Source organism: Bradyrhizobium betae (assembly GCF_050632175.1).
Classification (GTDB): Bacteria; Pseudomonadota; Alphaproteobacteria; order Rhizobiales; family Xanthobacteraceae; genus Bradyrhizobium; species Bradyrhizobium betae_B.
Window position 1 is genome coordinate 866336 of sequence record NZ_CP192576.1, and the last position, 20942, is coordinate 887277.

Consider the following 20942-nt stretch of genomic DNA (forward strand, 5'->3'; position numbering starts at 1 on the left):
AAACGGCAAGGCCGACCGAATGACCGATCGGGATCGCCGCACCTTAAGCATCGCGCCCTACATCACCACCGCCCGTCTCTCCCGGCCGCACGATGATGCGTTCGATCCGGTGGATCAATTCGAGCACGCCGTCCTCGTCGTTCTCGATCGGCTGCGCGGCCTTGCCCCAGCCACGATCGAGAATGGCGTTCGCCGCCGAGATCCGCGCCGCAGGCGTCGCGTCCTCGCTGCGCATGATGCCGACGAGAACGCGGATGGCCGTTCTGGTATGGCTGCGCGCAACCGATCGGATTTCAGTCAGCGTCCGCGCCCTTGACGGTCGCTTGGACGTTTCCTTGGATGTTCCCCCGGACGTCGTCCGTCGTGCGGGCAAACGGACGGGCTCCTGCACGCATTCGCTTTCGATCTCGTCGCTCAAGCAAACATCTCCCACAGCACGATCGCAACCAGGCCCGCAAGCGCGAGCGATATCAGATAGGCGGTCATCGTCTCTCCCTCCCAAAAAGCAAATGCGCGGCAGATCGCGCGGCGACGCGCGATCGTTTCGGGCGCGAACCCTATCTCCGTGATTCCGGAGACCGCAGCGGCGCGAGCAACCGGCTCAGCGCCGCGGGCCGGCACGTTCGCGCGTGCACGGCCAGCAATGGTACGGACGGCGGCGCGCCGATCGGCGCTCCATGAACGCGTTTCAACGAGGCGTGGCCGCAATGCGCGCCCGCCGTCCGATTCCCGAATGGACATGAAAAAACCCGCGGCGGCTGCGACCCGCGCGGGTGTTACGAACTTTTCGATGATGCCACTATGCCAGTGTTTTGCCCGACGGGTCAACCTCTATTTCGATTTTTTCGAACTCAACGCGGCACCGCGTTCGACCAAAGCCCCATCGCCAGCAAGCAGCCGAACGAATGATCGGGACGAAAAAGCCCGCGGCCAATGTCCCGGCGCGGGCTGAACGAACTCTTCGATGATGACACTATGCCAGTGTTTTGCCCGACGTGTCAAACTCCGCGTCGCGCAGGATCGTTCGTCACCGAGACATCGCAATGTGCCGGCGGTCACGCAGGCGAAGAACGAATTGCCTTAGCGTCGCTTCCGATCACGGCATCGACCGTGCGCAACGCGTCTCTTCAGAGGGACACGCGGCAGGAATTCACCGATGCGCCTCCCTCGACTCTTGCTCTCGCTCCTGATCACGATCACCCCGGCTGTCGCCGCGGAGACCGCGGCGCCGGATTTCTCCGGCGCCTGGAAGCGCGACTGCGCGAAGACCTATGGCCTGAAGATCTGGCGCAACGACGACTACCAGCTCTCGGTCGCCTTCTGCGGCCCCGGCGGTTGCGGCAGCCCGGCGTTGATTGCTCACACGCCGATCGCCGGCGATCCGAAGTTCAAGGTCGTGTCGGACGCCGAGATCGGCCTGCGCCGGGTGGATGTCGCCGACGCCTGGCTGATCTACCACCGCTGTTCGCGCGATCCGGACTCCTGGATCGACGAGAGCAAAGCCAAAGGGCTTCGCGAAGCCAGTTCCGATCCGACACCGAAATGAAAAAGCCCGCTGCGGATTGCTCCGCGCGGGCATGACCGGATTTTCGATGATGCCATTCTGCCAGTGTTTTGCCCGACGTGTCAACGAAGCCGCGCTAGCTGTCCGGTACACATCAGGAGCGTGGAGAGACTCGGCTTAAAATCCGAATGCTCGCGGGATTGGCACATGCTGGCTCGCCAACTGTGGCGACAGCCTGTGGCGTTCCCGTCTCAGGTTCATACGCGCGTGCCTCCTGCATCCATCGCGGCCAGGCAATCGACTGCTGCTCAAGCTTTGCTGACGATGCGGTCACGGGCCTTGCGACGGTTGTTCGCGTCAAAACACTCATCGCAATTCCTCCTCTAGCCGCGAGATCGATTGTGATCCCTGCGAAAGATCGGATATCTCGATCTGATTGACGGCTGCCGATGGATTGTCCGGATGCACGATCACGCGCTCGATCCGATGAAGCAATTCCATTGGGCCGTGATCGGTCGCCAACGGCTGCACCGGCCTGCCCCACCCCCGATCGAGAATGGCATTTGCGGCGGCCACCCGCGCAAAGGCATTCGCGGTCTCTCTCAGCATGATTGCTGAAAGCACGTTGATCGCGCTCTCCGTCCTGCTCCGCGCCAAGTCCTGAATTGCGAGGAGTGTTGGAGTCCTAAAGTGCTCGCTGTTGGGTTGCTCCGCGACTGGCTGATAAAACCGCATCTCTCTCTTCAGGTTAGCCATTTCCAAATCCTTTCCCAATATGCATTTGCGTCTTAAGAAATGAAAAGCCCGCAGCGGATCGCTCCGAGCGGGCTTAACTCTGGTCTGCTCTGTCTCAAAAGCTGTCGTCGAGCGCCGAGCCGCGATCGGTCCGCTTCGGGCCATAAGCGGAAAGTGGCACGTCGGCCTAATGGTGCCCGGTCAGGATGAACCGACTCCCTAGGTAAAGCTGCTCACCCCCAATCACGAAAGGGGCCTTCAGGACTGCACTCAAGCTCCCAATGGGTGTTCTCGCCGACGTTTTCGTACTTCCAATCGATTTCGACGCTCTTGGTCAGCCGATCGATCCGGCCAGAGATGGTTGGCCTCCCACTCGCGTGTTGGCTGCTGAACCCGACAAGCAACGGAGTAATCTTCGTGATCGGTACGATCTTGTCCTGGAACGACACTGTTTGATCGAGGTCGCTCACAATGATGCTAAGATTGGAGAGGGGTGTGAATTCCAACTCTGCTCCGGGCTTACCCACAAACCTACTCGTTCCAGTGCAGCGTAAAGTTATTTTAGAGCTTTGCTGCTGCGCATCGACGGACTGCATCGATGCAAGCAACAGGAACACGCACACTAGTCTCATCGACGACAGGCCTCGTTGCTGTGGTGACCTCATGGGCTGGCATCATAGCTGCCGAGGAACTACCGCGCAAAGGTCCGCTTTGGGTTAGAACCTGACCTCAAGCACAAACTACCAACCCGTCTGCTGAATCCCCAACAGGTGACATCAAGCATTCGGACAAAATAAAACCCGCCTCGGATGTCTCCGTGCGGGCTGAACCAACTCTTTTCGATGGTGACATTCTGCCAGTGTTTTGCCCGACGTGTCAACTTTAGCTGCCGCGGTCCAAGCGTCGATAGCAACCAGGTCACGCCGATTGCATTATACGCCTATGGCAGACAACAGAGATATTCGCAGCGGCGCTTACGACCCCGTCAGCAAGGACGGTTTGCCGCAACCGGACCAGGTCAAAGATAAGTCGACCACTCACGAGAAGGGCCAATGGGGCGCTGACGTCAGGGCGGAAGCGTTGCCGGGCACGGAGCCCGTTTTGCCTGATGGACTTCGAAAGCCCCGCACGAGCCCGCTAAATCCCCGAACTGGTCGCCGAAAAGCGGATTAGCAAACGTCACCGCGCGCTGGAACCAATCGGCTGAAGTCCGCTTGAATCCCGGTTCTGTGTGTGGAGTTGCTTATGCGTCGGTCTCGGTGGGTCCCCTCTCTGGTGCCAGGTGACGAACCCAGCGTCTATCTTGTTGCGGACGATTTCGGCCGTGCAGGCAGCGCATGGCGCGAGGCCGACCTTGAAACGACGGACCTCGAAACCGTCATTTGCGATCTGATTGCCGGAGAATATCGCAGGCCGATCAAGGTTATTGCCTTCAACACCTCTGAACGTTGGTCCGAAGACGTCTCCGCGGATGTGGCGCGCGAAATCCAGCATCGCTGCGACTTGCAACTGAGCGATGTACCCTCGCATCTCCAGGAATTCGTCGATCGCTACGCCGCCCAGGACTTGCGACAGTTCAGCTTGCGCTTGGTCTGAAGCCCAAGCATTGGACCAACGCGCACTCCCTCAATAGATCCCAGACAGCAGATTGTGCCTTCGCGAGCGCAGGAACCGTTTGTCAAAACAGATGTTAATCGTTTTTGAGAGGATGATCCTGCAATGACCCACTTGGTCCTTGTAGTCGACGACGACCCAAGCGTTCTCGAAGTCGTCGCGGGAATGCTGGAAGAACTCGGTTGCGACGTCATCTCTGCCGGGAGTGGATCGGAAGCTCTCGAACAACTCCGGCTGCATGAGCGCATTTCTATTCTGATCACTGACATCAACATGCCCGGTATGGACGGGCACGAGCTCGCCGAGCTCGCGAAGCGGCGGCGACCGGAGCTGAAAATCCTGCAGCTATCCGGTCGTGAGCGGCGGCGTGACGGCTACCCAATTATCAGGAAGCCGTTTAACCACGACGATCTCGCGCAGAAGATGCGGCAAACCACCGGTGTTTGCTAGCGCGCATATGACGGGTGCCGCTACTTGCGTCGTCAGACTAAAACGGCCCCGGCGCGCTGCTGGGGGCACTTCGCGCGGGGCGTTTCAGCCGGCAAATCGGCGAGAATACCGGCATATATCATACGCCGGGGACGGACGTTCCTAATTCTTCTTTTTTGCCCGACCCAATCCGCTCTCGACCTTCTTCCGGCTATTGCCAACCTTCTTCACCGTCTTTTTAACAGCCGAAGCTGAGCGACGGGTCTTCTTGGCCTCGTAGCTGACTTCGTATTTCTGACCGCCCGCAACGCGCGCGCGATCCTGCTTACGCCCCCGAGCTGTTTGCTTCTTAGCCTTTTTAGCCATCTTGCATCTCCTCTTTGCAGTTCTGAAACGCGAGACGATTCAATCGGTTCCTTTTTCCGCTCGACGCCCCGGATTCGCTGGAACGAATCTGACGCCTGGGATTCAGAATCAAGGTATTCGGTGTGCGAGGTTGTCAGTGGCGTTGCAGCGTAAGTCGCGGGTGATTGGGAAGAAGGCACCCCTGCCCGGCTTCATAGAACCAGCCCTTGCATCGGCGATCGACCGCGTGCCTTCAGGAGAACGCTGGATTCACGAAATCAAGTTCGACGGCTATCGAGTCCAGCTCCACCTGGCCAACGAGGCTGTCACCATCTTCACGCGCCGCGGCTACGATTGGACGAAACGCTTTAGGAAGATCGCCGCCGATGGCTGGCACATCAAGGCAGGTTCGGCCATCATCGATGGCGAAATCGTCGTCCCTGCCCCTGACGGGACGACCGATTTCTCAGTTTTACAAAACGAACTCAAGGGAGACTCTTCGAAGATTGTCCTTGTCGCGTTTGACCTGCTCTATCTCAATGGAAGAGACATTCGCAGCCAGCCGCTGATCGAGCGCAAGGCGGAGCTGAAGAAGATCATTTCCGGCACCCATGTGCAGTTCAGCGAAAGCTTTGAAATTGACGGCCAAGAAATGCTTGCCCACGCTTGCAAGATTGGACTGGAGGGCGTCGTCTCCAAAGTTCGCGAGAGCGCATATGGCAGCGGCCGAGGCAACAACTGGGTCAAGAAGACTTGCGCCCAACGCGAGACACTCACTATTGCGGGCTTCTCGCTCGACGAGGGCAGATGGGACGGCATGTATCTCGCCCGCCGCAACGGCGATGATCTAATCTATGCCGGAAAGGTCGATCACGGCTTCGACAAAACGTCAGCGGCCGAACTGCAGAAGCGGTTGAAGCCACTTATCCGCAAGACCCAACCTTACGCCAAGCGAATCGCGCACAAGGGCATCTGGGTTGAGCCGAAATTGCTCGCGGAGATCGAGTACCGCGCGAAATCTGCGGCGGGCAAGGTACGGCACCCGTTTTTCAAGGGATTGAGGGAAGATCTGTAGCGGTTGCTTTGAGCCCAGGCCTCCAGCGGCCGGCGGTCCGATGCCATCAGTTGTCCACACCCACGACTGGCAGTAGCTGAGCGCGATGCCAGCCCACTAGGAATCGACAATTTGCCAACGCGTTCGCACGTCGCTTTATGGGCGCATGGGGACCAAATCACGAGAAGTCATCTGGGGCGGCCAGATCATGGGCGCGAAGATTCGTGCCAAGCACGCTCGTGAAGAAGCCACGAGAGCTGTGCGCGAGGCCGATCGTGCCGAGGCTCAAGCTTGGTCGGTCCGAATGGAGGGGTACGGCGGTCCCTCGCAGCCGTCTCCAACCATCGGCCAATGCCTGAACGGCGGCATGGGCTGGCTCGAGGTCGAGTGCAACAAGTGCAAGACGCGCGCAAGCCTGCCGCTCGATGCGATCCGCCGTCCGCGCGATACGCCGATCTGGAAGCTGGAAGCGTCGCTTAAATGTCGGTCATGCCGCAAAGGTCGCTATGCGCCGCCGGTCCACATGATCAAGCTGACCGAGACGCAAAGCATCACGCGATACAAGTGGGTTCATCCGAGCGAAGAGCGTTAGTATCGACAAGGCCTAAGAACTTCAAGCAGGCGAGCTATGTGCAATCTCTATTCGATCACGACCAATCAGGCAGCCATCGCGGAGCTCTTCCGCGTCGTTCGTCGCTACGAAGGCAACCTGGCCCCGATGCCTGGTGTGTTCCCGGACTACCCCGCACCGGTCATCCGCGATGCCGGCAACGGCGAGCGAGAGATGGTGATGATGCGATGGGGCATGCCGCCGCCGCCACGCACCGGCGGTCCGCCCGTGACCAACATCCGCAACACCACATCGCCGCACTGGCGCGGCTGGCTCAAGCCGGAGCATCGCTGCCTCGTCCCAGCCAACAGTTTTGCCGAATACGCGCCGGAGCCGAACCCGGAGACGAAGAAGAAGGACGTGGTGTGGTTTGCACTCACAGAGACAAGACCGTTGTTCGCGTTCGCCGGCATTTGGACCACGTTTAACGGTGATCGTGGCACAAAATCAAAACCCGTTCCGGGGCCGCATAAGGTTTATGGGTTTCTCACGACGACGCCGAATGCGGTTGTGGAGCCAATCCATCCGAAGGCCATGCCGGTTATCCTGACCACAGGCGAAGAAACAGATGTGTGGCTAAGGGCGCCGTGGGATGAAGCAAAGGCTCTACAACGGCCGCTCCCAGACGCAGAGATTAAGATTGTTGCGCGGGGGACTGAAAAGGAAGATAGAGCGTCTTCAATATACGCCTGCTGCTCGACTTTGCAGGCATGACGAGGCTACCACGGCTAAGAATTTCCAATCGCTTTCTGAATGATATCTAGCTTTTTTTCGATTGAAGATGTGTTAGTCCGCCACCTCCACCAAAGAATTGAAAGCGACGCCAAGGCTGGCCCCGCGCTAAGTCCAATCAAAAAGATGGCCAAGAGGGGCCCGACGTTGTGATCTGGCTTCATAGCCGCCCACGACAGCAGACCATACAAAACAAGCGCGAAGATCGCATTCGCGCCCGCGGCAATTCTGTACTCTTGGAAAAACAGAACCCGGTCGAGTGCGAGCACGCCCCTTAAGTCGTTCAGATCATTGAGCAATGCCTCCGCTCCAGAATGCGGGTTTCCCGTTCGCTGCAGTCGCACAACGCGAAGCTCAGCAACGCGCGCCAACCGTTCGGCGCGCGCAACGATCGGCGCACTCGCGAACTCAAGGATAGGCTGAAGCAGGGCAGTCCCCGCATGAAAGCCAACTCCTAGTTGTAATACACTTGAGAAGTCGCTTAAACTCATAAGAATCACCTTTGGGATAGGTCGTGGCTACGCTCCGAAATAATGTAGATCGGCTCCTCGCAGCGCGAGGCATCAGCGAAACTGAACTTGCGCGTCGGTTGAAAAAATCAAAGAGAGAATTGACGGAGTGGCTCGTTGATCCTCCCAAGCGTAAGGAAGGGATCATTAAGCAAATAGCCACGGCTTTGGTCGTACCGGACTTCTATCTGTTTGCCGAGAACCTGACGCCTGAGAAGAGCATACCGGATTTCAGGTTAGCGAAGCCGGCACCCAATGGATATCAACGGGCTACAATCCGAGCAATAGAATTTGCGCGTCAGGTGCAGGATGATCCTGCGATCAAAAACGAAATCAAGCCTTCGAACAGTCTGGCTAGCAAATTGGAGGAGTATAAGACTCCGTCGAAGGCGGCCGCGGCTTTTCGCGATATCATTAAACTATCCGAAACTGACCAGATAGAATTCAAGGATGCTCGCCTTTTCTACGCTCATGTCAGGCGCAAGGTAGAGGAGTGCGAGACACTTGTCTTTCAGATGCACTTTCCTAAAGAAGACGGGATCGGCCTCGCCCTTACAAGCAAGACAAAATTCAACTCCATCGTCATAAATACTACTTCGCAAATTCCAGCTCGTCGGCTCTTCACGCTCGCTCACGAAGTTTACCATTGCAAATTGAATCTGACTGGCGTCTCCGACCCGGAAATAGTCAGAAACAATGTCGAGCAGCAATGCAATCAGTTTGCAGCCGAATTTCTCGCTCCTGAATCACTAGTCGAGAAGGTCGCCGGCCAGACTATAAAAAGCAACACCCTAGACCTTGAACAACTCCGCAACTTTTCTTCATTGATCAAGCTGTCCCTCACCGCGAGTCTGTATCGGCTAGTTGAAACTGGCCACTACAAACAGACCGCTGTGGCCCAGTGGATGTCATATTTGAGGACGAACGCGAACCCTGACTTTTCGCAGAAGCAGGGTGGACGCCGGGTCGAAGAGTGGAAGTACAAGCTTTCCAAATATGGGACGCGTTTCGCCGAGGCCTATTCCGCCGCCTTTGAACAAGATAGAATTGACGATTATGAATTCTATCGAATTTCGGGAATAAAGCCCAAGTACCAGTCGGACTACTTGACGAACGCCCCGCTAGCAGCCCTCAGCGACGCCGAAGACGGCGCCGATGCCTAAAAAGAGCCCCGGGTACACTTTCGACGTGCGCGGACTCCTTGCCTGGAGCCATGCCTCGGCCAACGAATTTGCCATTCCCGCGGCCGATATTGAAAGCGGCCAAGTGCGAATTTTTAGCTGCGCTTGGAACGAGATGAATGCCGTGTACGATGACGAAGCTAAAGCGTTTCAGAATTTGGACTTCAAGCGAGAGCCGTTGTCCGACGAGCACCGGGAGACCATGGTCGCGATAGCTGACACCGCGAAAGCGACCTTCGGATGGAAGGGGCCGTACGACAAAACTGTAGAATGGCAGATTGCCGGGGTGGCCGCTTGCGAGGGGCTAGTCGTCGTTACGGATGAGAGGGGAAAGAAAAGGTACTCAAAAATCGATGGCATAAAAGCCGTGACCTTTGCGGAGTACGTCGAGGGTCACGACTAATGCGTTTCGAAATAGTATAGTTTGCGGACCGTGTCGGCTCTGACCGTTTCGGCGGGCGAGCGCCAATTCCCGCCCGGCCGCAGCCCGGACCGTCAGCAAACCTAGACAGCTGCTCCGCCTCAACGCAACGCGCGCGGCAGAGATAACGACCTCACTCCTCCGCCAGCTTCCCCTCGATATACGCATCCACCGTCTCGGCGAACGAGCGCTGCACGCCGACCGCAAACCCGTGCTGGTCCAGCGCATCGCGCTGGAGCACGCGCAGGCCGCGCCCGCGGGCGCTGGCCGGCGCCGTGTTGAGATACTGATCGATCGCACCCTTGGCGAGCGGGATGGCCTTCGGATCGCCCCTGGCGATCAGGAGCCGCAGCAGGCTCTGGCATTCGGCCAAACCCGGCATGGCAGCGGCCTTCAGCGCTGCTGCGATGTCGGCTTCGGACGCCTGACCGGCTGGGTGTGGGTGCCGAACAGCGCCAAGAGAAACGCGACTTCTTCCTTTGAACCGATCTGGATCATGATGATCTCCTTTTCGCTTGGTTGGTCGAGGCCAGCGGACAAGGCGTTCAGGACAATCGGGTTTCAGGATTGTTTCAGGCGTGTTTCGCCGTGCAGTCGCCCACACGCGTCATAGATCATTCACCATGACGCCGGGTTCCGCATTTCCCCGGAGTTGTGACAAATTTGAAATGACCGCACAGCTTGAGGCAGACGCGAGGAGAGACCCGCATGATCGAGACAATTGCACGCCTGAGAAAAATCGCCGACGAGACCGAGAGCCAGGCCAGGCTGCCTGGCCTCGACCGGACAACGCGTTCGGACATGATCGATCTGGCCGCCAGGTGGCAGTGGCTGGCCGGGGAAGCCGCCAAACTGTGCGCCACAAGCAACGCGCTGAACGGCCGTGCTGCCTGCGCATCCTGCCAGGAGCATTGTATTTCGAACGAGCGGGCTGCCATCGCGCATGCTGCTGTTGCCTGAACAATGGACGGTCTCGCAGCCGCGTCCGCGCACCGACGAGGCCTGATGCCGTCTTCCAGCCGGTGTTTTTGCCCGACGGGTCAAACTTTACCCAAATGCACTGAAGCCGATTCGGCGGATTGAAATCTCTCCGCGCCACGTTGGGACAGATCCCATGCAAGGGTGCATGGGCAAGAGGAGAGACGTCGATGTACTACGTCGCCGCTGCATTGCTGGTGCTGTCGGGACTGTTCTATTCCGCGAGCCATCACGAGCTCGGCCAGTTCGGCGCGAACATGTGCAGCTATGGCGGCGCGTTCTGCGACAATCCGGTGGTTGTCTTCACCGGCGCGGCGCTGGCCGCCGCCTGGGGCATGTTTGTCAGCATCAAGTAGCAGCGGCCATTCCGGCGCCGCCGAAGCCGCTACACGCCGAGCTCCTTGCGGACGGTCGCGGCGGAGTTGCCGACCTTGTCGATGGCCTTCTGCAGTTCCTCCTTCGACACGCCTAGCGCGTGGGTCCAGTACTTGACCTCGAAGGCTTCGTGCATGTTGATCTTGCTGCGGTCGGGCTGCTCGCGCTTCGTCAGATTGTCCATCGGCCAATTCCCTCGCTTGCTCGAACAGAAAACGTCGTTGGCGACAGGCCGTTCCTTGGCGAGCTCAGCAGCAGCGAACGCCGCCGCGCGCCGGAGTGCTTGCAGGTCGCTTCATGCGGCCGATCGGAGGCGAACACCAGGACGTCTCCGGCCTCGCCCGCCGTCGTCAGGCAAGGGGTCTCTTCCGGCTGGGCTTGATCAGGAGGTCTCTGATCGCGATGGCTTTGATCGAGATGGCGCGGAACGACGCGCCTCGCAGGATGAGATAGCGGTCGCGCGGCAGCGTGCTCCGCCATCAGCGGCTCGCCTTTCGTGGGCGGCAGGCCATTGTGGACACACGCAACAAAAAAACCGCGACGGGCGGCGGCGCGGGCATCAACGATTTCTGTGATGATACAACTCTACAGGTGTTTTGCCCGACGTGTCAACGAACGCCGGACCATCAGCGCTCGCAGGCGGCGGGATACCGATGGATCGACTAGACCGGCGACAATGCCGCCGAGATCTGCGAGGCGATGACGAAGGCAGCGAAGACGGCCGGCACACTGATGAACCGCAAGAACTGGTCTATCGAAAGCATCCGTCCCCCAAGATCTGTTCCCCAAGACACGCTGCAACGACAAAACGGCCGCGCCCGCCGCGCTACTCCACCCCTTGCGCGACGCGCTGATCGGCCGTCAGAAACCGATCGGAAATAGCGGCCCCGCTCATTGTGAGCACCGCCAGGAACGAAATCACGGCCAGAAATTTCATGGCCGGAAGATCGATTCCGATTGTGGCCAAAAATGTCAGAGACTGGCGCAATTTCGGGACGATCCCGGGAATGATCTTGACTATCCACATCGGATTCCACGGAGTCGCCCAGCAAACCCGGTCGGATGACGCTTGCTGCCGCACCTGGGCGGGCTTCACGGTGATCGGCCGTTAGCCTAACAATTGTGGCTGACCTCGGGCTTGTGATCCGGGCCTCAAAAGAAACAACGCCCGGCCGGGCGACAGGGAGCGATATGACCCAATCCTCAAAAGCAACAAGTCTTGAAATCCTTGCCTGCGACGCTGGCTGGAGAAACTACCACTTCGTGAAGCTGACGACGGAAGACGGCATCGTCGGCTGGAGCGAGTTCGACGAAGGCTTTGGTTCGCCCGGCGTCGGCGCCGCGATCCAGCGCCTGTCGGCTCGCGTGATCGGGCAAAACGTGTTCCAGCACGAACGCATTTACGCCGAGCTGTTCGCGGCCACCCGCCCCGCCGCAGGCGGCGTTGTGGCGCAAGCGCTCGGCGCGATCGAGAACGCGCTGCTCGATGCCAAGGCGAAGTCTCTCGGCGTGCCTTGCTACGAGCTGCTTGGTGGCAAGATCCGCGACCGCGTCCGGATCTACTGGTCGCACTGCGCGACCTGGCGGATCAATCACCCCTCCTGGTACCAGCCGCCGATCGAGAACCTGGATGGCGTCAAGGCGATGGGACGCGAGGTGCGCGAGAAGAAGTTCACCGCGCTCAAGACCAACATCTTCTCTTATGACGACGGCAAGCCGAGCGGCTGGCGGCCGGGTTTCGGCTCACCTTTCGCGCCCGAGATCAATGTGGACCGAAAGATCCTGCGCGACCTGCGCATGCATCTCGAGGCCATCCGTGACGGCGCAGGCCCGGATGTCGACATCCTGCTCGACTGCAACTTCAACGCCAAGACCGAAGGCTATCTGAAGATCCTGCGCACCATCGCAGACCTCGAAATGTTCTGGATCGAGATCGACACTTTCAATCCGGAGGCGCTCGGCTACATCCGGAGGCAAAGCCCGCATCCGATCTCCTCGTGCGAAACGCTATTGGGCTTGCGCGAATTCCTGCCCTATTTTCACGAGCAGGCGATGGACGTCGCGATCATCGACACGCCCTGGAACGGCCTCTGGCAGTCGATGAAGATCGCGGCCGCCGCAGAAGCCTTCGAAGTCAATGTCGCGCCGCATAATTTCTACGGCCATCTGTGCTCGATGATGAACGCGCATTTCTGCGCCGCCGTGCCGAACCTGCGCATCATGGAGATCGACATCGACCGCCTCGCCTGGGACCGCGAGCTCTTCACGTACGAGCCGGAGATTCAGAACGGGCACCTGATCATCCCCGACCGTCCCGGCTGGGGTACCGAGCCGAACGAGGAAGCACTCCGCGCACATCCGCCAAAGACGAGCGGCGGGCTTCTCAACTACGGCCGCAAGAGCTGAGGCGTATTACGGCGTCACGGGATTTACGGTCGGGGACGTCTTCGGCCCCGGCCGTTCCGGCTCGACCGACGATCTCGGTTCGGTCGGGAGCACCTTGGCACCAACAGCATGCGCAGCCTCGCCCGTATTCGCGTACATTGCGACATGAGCCGGCTGCGTCTTGGCCTTGTTCCAGGGCCCGTGATCGACGATCAACATGGCGGCAATCGTCACGCCGGCCACAATCAGCGCAATCACGCCGGGATGGCGGAGCGCGGAGGACATGGAGTTTGCGAAGCGGTCAGTTGCCATCGAAGGGACCCGTATGTTTTCCTCTCGCGGGTCAATTCGAATGCGTCCCGCGAGTTCCGCCTCTCGCTTAAGCAAATTGCGAGCCAGCGGGTGGAACCCGATAGCCTTTACGCGCTCACTTTTTGGAGACCAGCCCGCGCATCGCCGACGATTCTGGAGACGTTCGCTCCTGCCAATCGCGAGCGATTTGTACCGCGCAGCGTGTCCGCTCTCACTGACACTCGCCCGGAGCGATCGCATTGCTCGGCGTCGGACGGTCGGTGATCTGCTGTCCGAACAGGCTGCCGATCAGTTCGACTGCAGTCCGCGCGGTGCGACCGCGCTCGTCGAGGAACGGATTGAGTTCGACGATGTCGACCGATCCCACCGCGCCGGAATCGTGCAGCAATTCCATGATCAGATGCGCCTCGCGATAGGTCGCGCCGCCCGGTACCGTGGTGCCGACGCCGGGGGCCACACAAGGGTCGAGAAAATCGACGTCGAAGCTGACATGCAGCACGCCGTTGCGCGCCTTGACGCGTTCGATGACGCGGCGGATCAGAACGGCGACGCCGAACTCGTCGATTTGGCGCATGTCGACAACCCTGATCCGGCGCGCGCGCATCAATTCCTTTTCGAGCTTGTCGATCGAACGCGCGCCGAACAGATCGAGCCTGTCCGGATCGATCGAGGCACGCGGATCATCGCCGAGCAATCCGTCGAGACCGGGCTCGCCGCATAGGAACGCCGCGGACATGCCGTGCATGTTGGCCGTGATCGTCGTCTCCGGCGTATTGTAATCGGCGTGCGCATCGAGCCAGAGCACGAACAGCTCTCGACCGCGCTCCTCCCAGTGCCGAGCCATCGCATTCACCGATCCCATCGACAACGAGTGATCGCCGCCAAGGAAGATCGGCAGCGCGCCGGTCTTGGCGATCTCATAGCCTCTGCGGCTTAGCATGCGCGTCCAGCGCTGGATTTCGCGGTAATGATTGGCTTTCCCGGGCGGCCGGTCGGAAAGATCCCGAACCTCGGAGACCGAAAGATCACCGTAGTCGACGACCTCGAAATCGAGGCCCTCCAGAAGCGTCGCAAGACCCGCAGTGCGTAGCGCCGCGGGGCCCATCAAGGTGCCGCGTTGCGAAGCGCCCATGTCGATAGGCGCGCCGATCAGGGCGATGCGCCGGGCTCGATCCGTCACGATCCGATCGGGCATAGCAATCTCCTGAGATCAGCAAGGCTGTGCCCAGCCTAACAGAGATTCGCATCCGTCGTTTCACGGGGATGCTTCATGCTGGAACAAATTCCCGCACGCCGCATTCTCTCTGCAAGGCCGGCACCCGCCGTTCAAAACGGCGCCCGTCGCGGATAGCCAAAGGTCTTCGGGCCCGCTGTTCAAAACTAGCGCTCGCGCGGATAGCCAAAGGTGCCGGCCTTATTCATATCACCAGAAGCGGAGTTCACGAACTTGAGCACGGAAATTCCGCAGCCCACTCCGCAGCCCGGCATGGCTGAACGAGCCATCGACGCCGCGTCCGACGTATCCCATACGATCGGCGAGGTTGCCGGAGGCGTCCGCGCGGCTGTCGATCGCCTGACCACCGTGATCGATGAAGCGCGAAAACCCGGCCGACCGCTATCGACGGTAGCGGCCATCACGCGCGAAGCGCCGTTGGCCAGCCTGTTCGTCGCTTTCCTGTTAGGTGTGGCGGTCGCGCGCCGGCGCTGAGCGAGCAGAAGCAAGGCGGCTCAGGCTGCGCTGACAGCGTCGAGTTCGGACGCCAGAAATTGCGTCTCGAACGCCTCGGCCGGCATAGGACGACCGAAGAAATAGCCCTGCCCTTCCTCGCATCCCATGGCCACCAGGAAGTCCGCCGTGGCACGATTCTCGATGCCTTCGGCTACGACCGTAAGTCCGAGCTGTTTGCTGAGACCGATGGTCGAGCCGACAATCGCAGCGTCGTCGGAATCGGAAAGCAGATCGAGCACAAACGACCGGTCGATCTTGAGCCCGTCCAGCGGAAACTTCTTCAGGTAGCTCAGGCTGGCATAGCCGGTGCCGAAATCATCGAACAGGACGCGGACGCCGAGTTGCTGGATCCGCTTGAACATGTCGAGCACACGACTTTCGTCGTGCAGCAGGATGTCTTCGGTGACCTCGAGTTCGAGCAGTGACGGCGTGAGCCCCGTCGCTTCGAGCAGTGCCGCTACCGTATGCGCGAGATCGCCGGAATGAAGCTGCGACGGCGACAGATTGATCGCGACGCGCACGCTGTTGCCGGACATTTCCCACGCACGCGCCTGACGGCAAGCGGTCTCCATCACCCAGTTCGCGATTCGCTCGGACAGTGCGGAGGTATTGACCACCGGCATGAACTCTCCGGGCGACACATAGCCGCGCACCGGGTGCCGCCAGCGGATGAGTGCTTCCGCCCCTACCAGGCCGCCGTCGACCAGACGGACCTGGGGTTGGTAGAACAGTTCGAACTCACAGCGATCCGCAGCGAGCGCCAGTTCAGTCTCCAGCGTCAGCCGGTTCTCCAGAGCCTGCCTGATCGTACTCTCGAAGATCACATGGCTGCCCCGCCGTGTCGTCTTGGCGCGGCTCAGCGCGAGATGGCCGTTGCTCAGGAGATCGTCGGCGCTATGTCCTCCGTCGGGATAAAGGGCAATGCCAATGCTGATCCTGACGCGGTGCTGCCGTGTGCCCGTCGCGAGCGGCGCTTGGAACGCCTGCGCGATCCGTTCCGCGAACTCCGCAATCGGCTGGCCAGTCTCGCCGCAATCAAGGGCGATGGCGAATTCATCGCCGCTGAGCCGGGCGACGATTGCCTGACCATCGACTTCGGTCCGAAGACGTTCGGCGACGGCCCGTAGCACGAGGTCGCCGGCCGAATGCCCAAGCATGTCGTTGATCTGCTGGAAGCCGTCGAGGCCGAGCACGAGCAGCGCGACGTCGGAGGGGCGTCGTTCCGCCGCGGCAATCAGATTGGCGAGACCCGCATGCAGCATGTTGCGGTTCGCAAGACCCGTCAATGCATCATGTTCGGCGAGATACCTGATGCGTTCGGCCTCGCGCTTGCGAACCGAGATATCGCGCAGGATCGCTCCGTACTGGAACCCCTCAGTTCCTTGCCAACCCGAGAAGCTTGCCTCGACCGGAAACGTCTCGCCGTTCTTGCGACGCCCCTCGAATTCGACGACGACGGCGCCACCGGGGACCAACAGCGCCTGGCGCGCAGCATCGCGCATGGCAAACGGCCTTGCGCCACCGGCTGCGGGCAACGCACAGAGAGTCTCGAACGGACGCCCGATCATTTCTGTCGGCATATAACCGAAGATCGCGCTGGCGCCGGGATTCCACACGATGATCCGGTGTTCCTCGTCGGTGCAGACCAGACCATCGCCGAGTGACATCGCAATGCGATGAAATCGGCTCTCGGCAATGCGCCCCAACAGGCCGCGGAAGTCGATCTCGTCGAGCGCGATCGCCGTCAGATAGGCGATGACGGCGATGTGAAACAGCGACGTGTCGATGATCAGCGGCCACCTTGCCTGCACAAAGGTCGCGGTCAGTTCGACACTCGCGCCCGCAGCAACCAGGATCGCGACACGGATGCCCGGTGCAAAACGGCGCCACGAATACATCATCAGAAGACAGATCAGTCCCAGGCCGGCGATCATGCCGACGTCAGAGGTCCAACGCAGCATTCGATTCTGGAGGATCGATTCCGCCGCCAGTGCCTGGAGGACGGGACCCGAGATGATCTTGCCGTTTGGAACGCTGAACCGGTCGCCCAGCTCGAGTGCCGTGGCACCGACGATGACTTTCTTGTCCCTCAACTTGTCCAGTGCCGCGGTATCGCCGCGCAGCACGTCAAAGTAGGAGACACTCGGGATGGAGGCCGTGCGAATGCCGAAATCGATCAGGAAGGGCGGCCGCCGATTCGCATCCTGCCCAGCCAGCACGACGGCCATCGACGGCGTCACGGCATCACCGAGCTTCTCGCCGACCGGATAGCGGCGGACAAGCCCGTCGGATTCGACCGTGACATTGACGACGGCCGGCCACGACTGGTTGCTGAACGGCTTGAGAGGTCGATTGATGTGAGCCGCGCCACCATTTGGCATCGGCTGCTTGAAGGACGGCAGGATCGTCGAGCCCCCGACCTCCCGAAGCGCATTGACGAACGCCTCATCGGAGGCGGGATCCGAAGGCGTACTGAAATCGACGTCAAAGGCTACGTCCTGCACCCCCGCGGCTTCAAGTCGGTGCAACAGCTCGGCGTGCAGCCGGCGTGGCCAAGGCCACACCCCGATCTGGTCGATTGACGGCGCATCGATGGCCACCACGACGACATTGCCGCCGGCGGCGCGCGATTTCCAGGCAAACCGCAGATCGGTGAGCGCATTGCGGAGCGCGCCATGCCATCCGGTGGACAGCACGATCGCCAGCGCGATCACGACAAGGATATGCGGCCGATAACGTTTCACTTTGCTCCCCTGCACTCGCGGCGCTTACCGCTGGATGCTCCCCCTAGGACAACGGCGCGGCCCTAGTGATGGCCCCTACCCCAGCCCCACCACCAGCCGTAGTGGTGACCATTGTTGCCATTTCCGTTGTTGCCGTTATTCCCGTTTCCACCGTTGCCATTATTGCCGGTGCCGCTGCTTCCGTTGCCGGTCGCACCGGTCCCGCTGCTGCCACTTCCCGAGCTTCCGCTGGACACATTGCTGGTTGAATCGGCAGTGATCGCAGCGGTGGTCGTCACACTTGACGACGCCGACGTGGCGCTGGCTGGCGAGGCGCCGCTGCTTATGGCGACCGCCGTTACGTTGGAGCTATTGGAGGCTGTGGTCGTCGTGCTCGTCGCGCTATCGCTCCACACCGTAGCGGTGGTGGCGCCGGTATTCGTATTGCGTACCCGACTGGACGCGACGGCGCCATGGGCGAGCCCATTCGTGACCTTGTGGACGTTCAGCTTGACCTCGCCGAGCGAGCTGGAGATGCGCACGATGCCCCCTTGGGCGCCTGCCCTCCCGCCGCCTGATGCGATTGCGTCGAGACACCGGCCGACTTGGTACCCTTGTCGATCGGACCGAGCGCGTGGATCGCATGGCCGTTGGCCGCATTGCGTGGCGCGGACAGGCCAGATTTCGGCACCGGGACACGCTCGATCGTCGAGGCGCGCGGCTTGCCGTGCTCGATCGGATTGAACGTCCCGGCACCGCTCAGGCTGAGGCCGGGCCTGCCGTGCTCAAAAGCGGTCGCCGCTTGTCCCGGCATGACCCGCGCGATCTGTCCTGTCTTGAAGTCGGAGACTTCGACCTGGCCGCGGACCACGCCGACTTTGGTGCTGCCCGCACCCACGGTGACGCTGAACTGCGTTCCCTTGACCACGGCGGCGAGATAAGGCGTCTCGACCTCGAAATGCTTGACGTTTCGCTTCTCGACCTCGAGCAAAATCGAACCGGCCTGCTGGATGATGGTGGTCGAGAGCCCCTCTTTCTTCTCGGCCGGCAAGCCGACCACCGAGTTCGGAGAGATCAGGATCGTTTCCTCGCCGCGGACCAGCAGCACCCGGCCGCTGCGTCCGGTGCGAATGGTATTGCCCGGCTTGAGCGTCTCTTCCTGGTTCAGGGATACGGGCTGCGCGCCGTCGGTTGCAACCCAGACCTCGCCGGAGGCCTTGCTCACCGACCAGACGCCATCGTCGGCGGCAGAAGCGGCGGAAGCCGCTCCCAGCACCAGCGCAGCCATCAAGGCGCGCAACAGTCCAATCTTGCCGAACATGACGATCCTCAGTCCCGCTTAACAGCCGGACATGAGGCGTATCCGAAATCACTCAAGATCCGATTAGCCGGAAGGGGCAATCCGAACGACCGCATTAACCTTTCATTGACCATAAAAACTTAAGAGAAATCATGCGGCTAACGTTTCCTTACCGTCCCTTGGGGACCTCTCCGTCGAACTACGGAGAACGGCTCGCGCGGGGCGTAGCCGCACGGTGTCTGGTTGCCGCACTGGTGCTTCTCGCCGCTACGTTTGGGGGCATTGCGCAGGCTCTCGCGCAACAGGCGAACCAGCCGGGTTTCGATCCGCGTCAGCCCGAGAAATACTTTGAGAACCAATCCGAGCACGAGACGCTGAGCCGTCCTCCGGTCAAGCTGCCGGCGGTCGGCCAACCCAACACCGGCGGCGACACCAAGCCGCAATTCGTGCTGCGCGGCGTCAATGTCAGCGGAGCTCATGCCGTCTCGCGCGACCGCATCGCCGCGGCCTATCAGCCCTATCTCCGCAAGAAGGTCTCGCAGGCGGACCTCGCCGCGATCGCCGGCGCGATCAGCGATCTCTACCGCGCCGACGGCTTTCATCTGAGCCGGGCGATCGTTCCGCCGCAGGACATTGCGGACGGCCACGTCCGGATCCAGGTGATTGAGGGCGCGATCGTGCAAGCCGAGCTGAAAGGCGACGGCGCCGAGCAATTCGGCGTGCGGCCGATGCTCGGGCCCGTCCTAGCCGAGCAGCCGTCGCGCCTGGCAACGCTCGAACGCCAACTCTTCCTCGTCAACGGCAGGCCGGGCGTCCGCATCACCGACACTGCACTGGAAGAGATTGGCGGCGCGACCGGTCGCTTCCGCCTCATCGTCTCCTTGAAGACCTGGCACGTGTTCTCGTCGTTCGGTCTGGACAACCTCGGCTCGTCCTCGGTCGGCCCCTGGCAGACCTATGCAACCGGCGCATTCAACTCCTACCTCAGGCCGGGCGACACGCTGGCGGTCAACCTGTCGACCATCGGCAACGATCCTCGCGAGCTCGGCTTTGCACGATTGTCCTATGACGCGCCCGTTGGCGTCGATGGCGTGCGTCTTGGAGCTTCCATCCTCTATAGCGCGGTGCGGCCCGGCGATGCCCGCCGCCTCGACAGTGATATCACCACGACCGAAGCTTTCGAGGTGCGCGCCAGCACCGTGCCCTTCATGTCGCAATCCTCGGGGCTGACGCTCACCGTCGCCGGGACCTTCAGCAACGTGTCCGAGCATGACATCTACGGTCCCTGGTACAACGACCACATCAGGACCGCGAGCCTGACCGCCGACTACCGGCTCCTGGATCGCTTCGGCGGCACCAATTTCGCGACGCTGACCTATCGCCAGGGGCTCGACATCTTCGGCGCCTCGGATTTCGACGACGATCTGCTGTCGCGCGATGGCGCCTCGTCGAATTTCTCGGTGCTGAACGTCTGGTTCACGCGCTACCAGACACTCAACGACGCTTGGTCGCTCAAACTCTCGGCGGCGAGCCAGACCGCATCGCGGCCGTTGTTCACCTCGCAGCAATTCTATCTCGGCGGTGCGGCCTTTGGCCGGGGCTATGGTGCGGCCGAGATCAGCGGCGACAATGGCCTTGCCGGCTCGGCTCGAGCTGCGTTTCGATCAGAAGCTCAATTTCCGCTACTGGACCGGCTATCAGTTCTACGCCTTCGGCGACGCGGGCGTTGTCTGGAATGACGGGTACCGTCTGAGCGACGGCCTGTCGCTGACCTCCGCTGGAGCCGGCGTGCGGTTCTTCCTGCCGGACGAACTCCAGCTCGATCTCGGCGTGGCCGCCCCTTTGAGCTATCGGGCGCCGGACAACGCGCGCCGCGGCCCTCGCTTCCTCTTCACGTTGTCGAGCCCGTTCCGGCTTTGCCCGGAGCGCGGTAGGGGTGGCTGCCTCTAGCCGCGCGGCCTTGGCCGCTGCAGCGCCCGATGCGCTGCATGTGCGGCCTTGCGCAC

General features: G+C 60.9%; 24 protein-coding genes and 2 pseudogenes. 13 read left to right on the plus strand and 13 right to left on the minus strand.

Annotated features, from left to right (window positions below; genetic code table 11):
- Nucleotides 1-43: 43 nt before the first annotated feature.
- Together ACQ86E_RS04400 and ACQ86E_RS04405 are read right to left on the minus strand one after the other, a co-directional pair.
- A complete protein-coding gene (locus ACQ86E_RS04400) occupies nucleotides 44-418 on the minus strand; it encodes a hypothetical protein (RefSeq protein WP_431204367.1) in 375 nt (124 codons plus the stop codon).
- A complete protein-coding gene (locus tag ACQ86E_RS04405) occupies nucleotides 415-828 on the minus strand; it encodes a hypothetical protein (protein ID WP_431204368.1) in 414 nt (137 codons plus the stop codon). The genes ACQ86E_RS04400 and ACQ86E_RS04405 overlap by 4 nt, the downstream gene beginning before the upstream one ends.
- Before the next feature lie 328 nt (nucleotides 829-1156).
- On the opposite strand from ACQ86E_RS04405, the gene ACQ86E_RS04410 reads away from it, so the two are divergent.
- Nucleotides 1157-1546: a hypothetical protein gene (locus tag ACQ86E_RS04410; protein ID WP_431204369.1), complete on the plus strand. Its 390-nt coding sequence runs from the start codon at nucleotides 1157-1159 to the stop codon at nucleotides 1544-1546.
- A 324-nt stretch (nucleotides 1547-1870) separates the two neighbouring features.
- Here ACQ86E_RS04410 and ACQ86E_RS04415 read toward each other — a convergent pair whose 3' ends face one another.
- Nucleotides 1871-2260 carry a hypothetical protein gene (locus ACQ86E_RS04415; protein WP_431204370.1) on the minus strand — a complete coding sequence of 130 codons (390 nt, stop codon included), beginning with the start codon at nucleotides 2258-2260 and terminating at the stop codon, nucleotides 1871-1873.
- 212 nt (nucleotides 2261-2472) lie between these two features.
- Nucleotides 2473-2856: a hypothetical protein gene (locus ACQ86E_RS04420; protein WP_431204371.1), complete on the minus strand. Its 384-nt coding sequence runs from the start codon at nucleotides 2854-2856 to the stop codon at nucleotides 2473-2475.
- A 658-nt stretch (nucleotides 2857-3514) separates the two neighbouring features.
- On the opposite strand from ACQ86E_RS04420, the gene ACQ86E_RS04425 reads away from it, so the two are divergent.
- Complete coding sequence (locus tag ACQ86E_RS04425) at nucleotides 3515-3835, plus strand: hypothetical protein (RefSeq protein WP_431204372.1); 321 nt, start codon at nucleotides 3515-3517, stop codon at nucleotides 3833-3835.
- A 123-nt stretch (nucleotides 3836-3958) separates the two neighbouring features.
- The gene (locus ACQ86E_RS04430) at nucleotides 3959-4303 is read left to right on the plus strand and encodes a response regulator (protein WP_431204373.1); all 345 of its coding nucleotides are present in this window, start codon (nucleotides 3959-3961) and stop codon (nucleotides 4301-4303) included.
- 141 nt (nucleotides 4304-4444) lie between these two features.
- On the opposite strand, the gene ACQ86E_RS04435 is transcribed toward ACQ86E_RS04430, so the two are convergent.
- Nucleotides 4445-4648, minus strand: a complete 204-nt coding sequence (locus ACQ86E_RS04435) for a DUF3606 domain-containing protein (protein WP_431204374.1) — start codon at nucleotides 4646-4648, stop codon at nucleotides 4445-4447.
- Nucleotides 4649-4784: 136 nt separating this feature from the next.
- Between ACQ86E_RS04435 and ligD the strand changes: the two genes are divergently transcribed.
- From ligD to ACQ86E_RS04450, 3 genes are all read left to right on the plus strand, one after another.
- Nucleotides 4785-5702, plus strand: a complete 918-nt coding sequence (gene ligD / locus ACQ86E_RS04440; RefSeq protein WP_431204375.1) for a non-homologous end-joining DNA ligase — start codon at nucleotides 4785-4787, stop codon at nucleotides 5700-5702.
- Nucleotides 5703-5847: 145 nt separating this feature from the next.
- The gene (locus tag ACQ86E_RS04445; protein ID WP_431204376.1) at nucleotides 5848-6273 is read left to right on the plus strand and encodes a hypothetical protein; all 426 of its coding nucleotides are present in this window, start codon (nucleotides 5848-5850) and stop codon (nucleotides 6271-6273) included.
- Between the two features lie 36 nt (nucleotides 6274-6309).
- Complete coding sequence (locus ACQ86E_RS04450; protein ID WP_431204377.1) at nucleotides 6310-7005, plus strand: SOS response-associated peptidase; 696 nt, start codon at nucleotides 6310-6312, stop codon at nucleotides 7003-7005.
- A 14-nt stretch (nucleotides 7006-7019) separates the two neighbouring features.
- On the opposite strand, the gene ACQ86E_RS04455 is transcribed toward ACQ86E_RS04450, so the two are convergent.
- Nucleotides 7020-7514, minus strand: coding sequence for a hypothetical protein (locus ACQ86E_RS04455; RefSeq protein ID WP_431204378.1), 495 nt, complete (start codon nucleotides 7512-7514; stop codon nucleotides 7020-7022).
- A gap of 23 nt (nucleotides 7515-7537) precedes the next feature.
- Between ACQ86E_RS04455 and ACQ86E_RS04460 the strand changes: the two genes are divergently transcribed.
- Together ACQ86E_RS04460 and ACQ86E_RS04465 are read left to right on the plus strand one after the other, a co-directional pair.
- Nucleotides 7538-8695: an ImmA/IrrE family metallo-endopeptidase gene (locus tag ACQ86E_RS04460; protein ID WP_431204379.1), complete on the plus strand. Its 1158-nt coding sequence runs from the start codon at nucleotides 7538-7540 to the stop codon at nucleotides 8693-8695.
- Nucleotides 8688-9116, plus strand: coding sequence for a hypothetical protein (locus ACQ86E_RS04465; RefSeq protein ID WP_431204380.1), 429 nt, complete (start codon nucleotides 8688-8690; stop codon nucleotides 9114-9116). Before ACQ86E_RS04460 ends, ACQ86E_RS04465 begins: the two co-directional genes overlap by 8 nt.
- A gap of 151 nt (nucleotides 9117-9267) precedes the next feature.
- Here ACQ86E_RS04465 and ACQ86E_RS04470 read toward each other — a convergent pair whose 3' ends face one another.
- Nucleotides 9268-9516: a hypothetical protein gene (locus ACQ86E_RS04470; RefSeq protein WP_431204381.1), complete on the minus strand. Its 249-nt coding sequence runs from the start codon at nucleotides 9514-9516 to the stop codon at nucleotides 9268-9270.
- A 326-nt stretch (nucleotides 9517-9842) separates the two neighbouring features.
- Here ACQ86E_RS04470 and ACQ86E_RS04475 point away from each other — a divergent pair, with 326 nt between their 5' ends.
- Both ACQ86E_RS04475 and ACQ86E_RS04480 read left to right on the plus strand, forming a co-directional pair.
- A complete protein-coding gene (locus ACQ86E_RS04475) occupies nucleotides 9843-10094 on the plus strand; it encodes a hypothetical protein (protein ID WP_431204382.1) in 252 nt (83 codons plus the stop codon).
- Between the two features lie 188 nt (nucleotides 10095-10282).
- Nucleotides 10283-10468 carry a hypothetical protein gene (locus ACQ86E_RS04480; RefSeq protein WP_431204383.1) on the plus strand — a complete coding sequence of 62 codons (186 nt, stop codon included), beginning with the start codon at nucleotides 10283-10285 and terminating at the stop codon, nucleotides 10466-10468.
- A gap of 29 nt (nucleotides 10469-10497) precedes the next feature.
- Here ACQ86E_RS04480 and ACQ86E_RS04485 read toward each other — a convergent pair whose 3' ends face one another.
- Together ACQ86E_RS04485 and ACQ86E_RS04490 are read right to left on the minus strand one after the other, a co-directional pair.
- Nucleotides 10498-10671 carry a DUF3606 domain-containing protein gene (locus tag ACQ86E_RS04485; RefSeq protein ID WP_431204384.1) on the minus strand — a complete coding sequence of 58 codons (174 nt, stop codon included), beginning with the start codon at nucleotides 10669-10671 and terminating at the stop codon, nucleotides 10498-10500.
- Nucleotides 10672-11313: 642 nt separating this feature from the next.
- Entirely contained in the window at nucleotides 11314-11583 is a 270-nt protein-coding gene (locus ACQ86E_RS04490) for a hypothetical protein (protein ID WP_431204385.1), read from the minus strand.
- 95 nt (nucleotides 11584-11678) lie between these two features.
- Here ACQ86E_RS04490 and ACQ86E_RS04495 point away from each other — a divergent pair, with 95 nt between their 5' ends.
- Complete coding sequence (locus ACQ86E_RS04495) at nucleotides 11679-12893, plus strand: mandelate racemase/muconate lactonizing enzyme family protein (protein ID WP_431204386.1); 1215 nt, start codon at nucleotides 11679-11681, stop codon at nucleotides 12891-12893.
- Between the two features lie 6 nt (nucleotides 12894-12899).
- Here ACQ86E_RS04495 and ACQ86E_RS04500 read toward each other — a convergent pair whose 3' ends face one another.
- Entirely contained in the window at nucleotides 12900-13184 is a 285-nt protein-coding gene (locus ACQ86E_RS04500) for a hypothetical protein (protein WP_431204387.1), read from the minus strand.
- Nucleotides 13185-13395: 211 nt separating this feature from the next.
- The gene (gene rocF / locus ACQ86E_RS04505) at nucleotides 13396-14379 is read right to left on the minus strand and encodes an arginase (protein WP_431204388.1); all 984 of its coding nucleotides are present in this window, start codon (nucleotides 14377-14379) and stop codon (nucleotides 13396-13398) included.
- Between the two features lie 252 nt (nucleotides 14380-14631).
- Between rocF and ACQ86E_RS04510 the strand changes: the two genes are divergently transcribed.
- Nucleotides 14632-14892: a hypothetical protein gene (locus tag ACQ86E_RS04510; protein ID WP_015684712.1), complete on the plus strand. Its 261-nt coding sequence runs from the start codon at nucleotides 14632-14634 to the stop codon at nucleotides 14890-14892.
- Nucleotides 14893-14912: 20 nt separating this feature from the next.
- Here ACQ86E_RS04510 and ACQ86E_RS04515 read toward each other — a convergent pair whose 3' ends face one another.
- Nucleotides 14913-17657: an EAL domain-containing protein gene (locus ACQ86E_RS04515; RefSeq protein WP_431204389.1), complete on the minus strand. Its 2745-nt coding sequence runs from the start codon at nucleotides 17655-17657 to the stop codon at nucleotides 14913-14915.
- A 62-nt stretch (nucleotides 17658-17719) separates the two neighbouring features.
- Nucleotides 17720-18957, minus strand: a pseudogene (locus ACQ86E_RS04520) (FecR domain-containing protein).
- A 131-nt stretch (nucleotides 18958-19088) separates the two neighbouring features.
- Here ACQ86E_RS04520 and ACQ86E_RS04525 point away from each other — a divergent pair.
- Nucleotides 19089-20886 (plus strand): annotated as a pseudogene (locus ACQ86E_RS04525) (ShlB/FhaC/HecB family hemolysin secretion/activation protein).
- Nucleotides 20887-20942 lie beyond the last annotated feature (56 nt).

Coding starts and splice junctions, on each gene's coding strand:
- ACQ86E_RS04450 (WP_431204377.1), top strand. CDS start 6,310: ATGTGCAATCTCTATTCGATCACGACCAATCAGGCAGCCATCGCGGAG.
- ACQ86E_RS04415 (WP_431204370.1), bottom strand. CDS start 2,260: ATGGCTAACCTGAAGAGAGAGATGCGGTTTTATCAGCCAGTCGCGGAG.
- ACQ86E_RS04475 (WP_431204382.1), top strand. CDS start 9,843: ATGATCGAGACAATTGCACGCCTGAGAAAAATCGCCGACGAGACCGAG.
- ACQ86E_RS04410 (WP_431204369.1), top strand. CDS start 1,157: ATGCGCCTCCCTCGACTCTTGCTCTCGCTCCTGATCACGATCACCCCG.
- ACQ86E_RS04430 (WP_431204373.1), top strand. CDS start 3,959: ATGACCCACTTGGTCCTTGTAGTCGACGACGACCCAAGCGTTCTCGAA.
- ACQ86E_RS04480 (WP_431204383.1), top strand. CDS start 10,283: ATGTACTACGTCGCCGCTGCATTGCTGGTGCTGTCGGGACTGTTCTAT.
- ACQ86E_RS04455 (WP_431204378.1), bottom strand. CDS start 7,514: ATGAGTTTAAGCGACTTCTCAAGTGTATTACAACTAGGAGTTGGCTTT.
- ACQ86E_RS04435 (WP_431204374.1), bottom strand. CDS start 4,648: ATGGCTAAAAAGGCTAAGAAGCAAACAGCTCGGGGGCGTAAGCAGGAT.
- ACQ86E_RS04500 (WP_431204387.1), bottom strand. CDS start 13,184: ATGGCAACTGACCGCTTCGCAAACTCCATGTCCTCCGCGCTCCGCCAT.
- rocF (WP_431204388.1), bottom strand. CDS start 14,379: ATGCCCGATCGGATCGTGACGGATCGAGCCCGGCGCATCGCCCTGATC.
- ACQ86E_RS04465 (WP_431204380.1), top strand. CDS start 8,688: ATGCCTAAAAAGAGCCCCGGGTACACTTTCGACGTGCGCGGACTCCTT.
- ACQ86E_RS04445 (WP_431204376.1), top strand. CDS start 5,848: ATGGGGACCAAATCACGAGAAGTCATCTGGGGCGGCCAGATCATGGGC.
- ACQ86E_RS04470 (WP_431204381.1), bottom strand. CDS start 9,516: ATGCCGGGTTTGGCCGAATGCCAGAGCCTGCTGCGGCTCCTGATCGCC.
- ACQ86E_RS04495 (WP_431204386.1), top strand. CDS start 11,679: ATGACCCAATCCTCAAAAGCAACAAGTCTTGAAATCCTTGCCTGCGAC.
- ACQ86E_RS04485 (WP_431204384.1), bottom strand. CDS start 10,671: ATGGACAATCTGACGAAGCGCGAGCAGCCCGACCGCAGCAAGATCAAC.